This is a genomic window from Agromyces humi (genome assembly GCF_009720255.1).
Lineage (GTDB): Bacteria > Actinomycetota > Actinomycetes > Actinomycetales > Microbacteriaceae > Agromyces > Agromyces humi.
In genome coordinates, this window is the sequence record NZ_WJSP02000545.1 from 1 (window position 1) to 1,935 (window position 1,935).

The 1,935-nt window shown below is 71.4% G+C and carries 2 protein-coding genes and 1 pseudogene; 2 read left to right on the forward strand and 1 reads right to left on the reverse strand.

What is annotated here, in order from left to right; all coding sequences use genetic code 11:
• Positions 1 to 58 precede the first annotated feature (58 nt).
• Complete coding sequence (locus tag GH736_RS22025; RefSeq protein WP_159607088.1) at positions 59 to 676, reverse strand: hypothetical protein; 618 nt, start codon at positions 674 to 676, stop codon at positions 59 to 61.
• A gap of 94 nt (positions 677 to 770) precedes the next feature.
• On the opposite strand from GH736_RS22025, the gene GH736_RS22030 reads away from it, so the two are divergent.
• Entirely contained in the window at positions 771 to 1,601 is an 831-nt protein-coding gene (locus tag GH736_RS22030) for an ABC transporter substrate-binding protein (protein ID WP_159607090.1), read from the forward strand.
• Positions 1,598 to 1,935, forward strand: a pseudogene (locus tag GH736_RS22035) (hypothetical protein); the annotation flags it as partial. The gene GH736_RS22030 and the pseudogene GH736_RS22035, both read left to right, overlap by 4 nt.

Genomic DNA, 1,935 nt, shown 5'->3' on the forward strand with positions numbered 1-1,935 from the left:
CGGTTTCGGGCCCATCGAGCTTCGATCCGGAACGAACCCAGACCACCAACTAAGGTCCCTAAGCGCGGCCAGTTCCAGCAGGCGCTCCGCGGCGACATCCAGCTCTCCGCTCGCTGAGCACGCGACCGCGCTCTGGCATACGAGACGATCGCCTCCGACGCGACGGTCGAAGACGTCCAGCGGCGGCCCACAGCAGGCCCGTCAGCGCCAGGGGCACCGTGATCGCGTCGATGCGGCCCATGGCGATCGGGCCGAGGAGCAGCAGGAACCCGATCCACCACCACGCAGCCACGCGGCGGGTCCGCGAGAGCCCGCGATCGCCGAGGAGCACCGAGAACGCCGCCGCGTCGAGGAGCACGACCATGGCGAGCCAGGTCTGCCCGTACCACTCGGGCCCGAACGCGAGCGACAGCGTCATGGGAGCGAAGGCGAGGATCGGATACACCCAGGGCGCGTCGATGCCCATCCGCACGGAGCCGTCGGCGGCGAGTTCGGCCCACCGGTGGTACACGCCCGTGACGTCGTACAACGGGCCGCCCTGGGCCCAGAGGTTGAGGGCGGCGAGCAGCGCGTGCACGAGCAGGAACGCGATCCAGAGCGCAGCACGGCCGGAGAGGAACCGCCGGAGCCGGCTGCGGCGGCGCGTGGGCGCGGCACGCACCTCCCCGACGGTCATGGCGACGAGCCTAGCGGAGCGTCACAGTGCGCCACGCGTGCGCCACGGGTCGCTGGATTTGGCATGATCGAGGTCCACCACCACGGAGGATCACATGAGCCGACGCCCCCTCGCCGCCCTCGCCGTCGCGGCATCCGCAAGCCTGCTGCTCGTCGCCTGCGCCGGCGGGGGCGGCGGCGCGACCGAGGCCTCGGGCGACTACGTCACCGAGGGCAAGTTCACCATCGGCACCGGCGAGCCGGCGTACTACCCCTGGGTGCAGGACGACGCACCCGAGTCGGGCCAGGGCTTCGAGGCGGCGGTCGCGTACGCGGTCGCCGAGGAGCTCGGCTTCGCGAAGGACGACGTCGTCTGGGTGCGCACCACGTTCGACCAGGCCATCGCGCCCGGACCGAAGGACTTCGACGTCAACCTCCAGCAGTTCTCGATCACCCCCGAGCGCGCCGAGTCCGTCGACTTCTCGTCGCCGTACTACGAGACGACGCAGGTGGTCATCACCGTCGAGGACTCGCCCGCGGCATCCGCCACCTCGATCGCCGACCTGCAGGGCCTGCTCGTCGGCGCCCAGACCGGCACGACGAGCCTCGACGCGGTCGAGCAGGTCATCGCCCCCACCGCGGGCGCGCAGGTGTTCAATACGAACGACGACGCCAAGCTCGCCCTGCAGAACGGCCAGGTCGACGCCATCGTCGTCGACCTGCCCACCGCGTTCTACCTGACGGGCGTCGAGCTCGAGGGCGGCACGATCGTCGGGCAGCTGCCCGCGACGACCGGCGGCGACGAGTTCGGCTTCGTCCTCGAGAAGGACTCGCCGCTCACCGCCGACGTCACCGCGGCGGTCGACGCGCTCCGGGCCGACGGCACGCTCGACGAGCTCGCCGCCGAATGGCTCGGCGGCGACGACGCAGCCCCCGAGCTCGAATGACGGATGCCGCGGCATCCGCGGTCGACGGCTCGTGGCAGCCGAGCGAGCTCGAGCTCGGACGACGCACGTTCCGCCGCCGGCAGACGCGCCGATCGATCCTGGTGGGAGTCGTCTCGACGGTCGTGCTCGCCGTCGCGCTCGTGCTCACCCTCGCCGGATCGCCCGGGTGGGCGCGCGTCCAGCAGACGTTCTTCGACCCCGAGATCGCGCTCGCCTCCTGTTCCCATTCAATCTATCGGCAGGGGCGGACCGCTCGCGGTGCCTGTGGAGAGCGGCGGGACGCCCTGCGTGCCTTCGGTGAACTGCCAGTGCCGCCGTCTACACTCATCGGGTG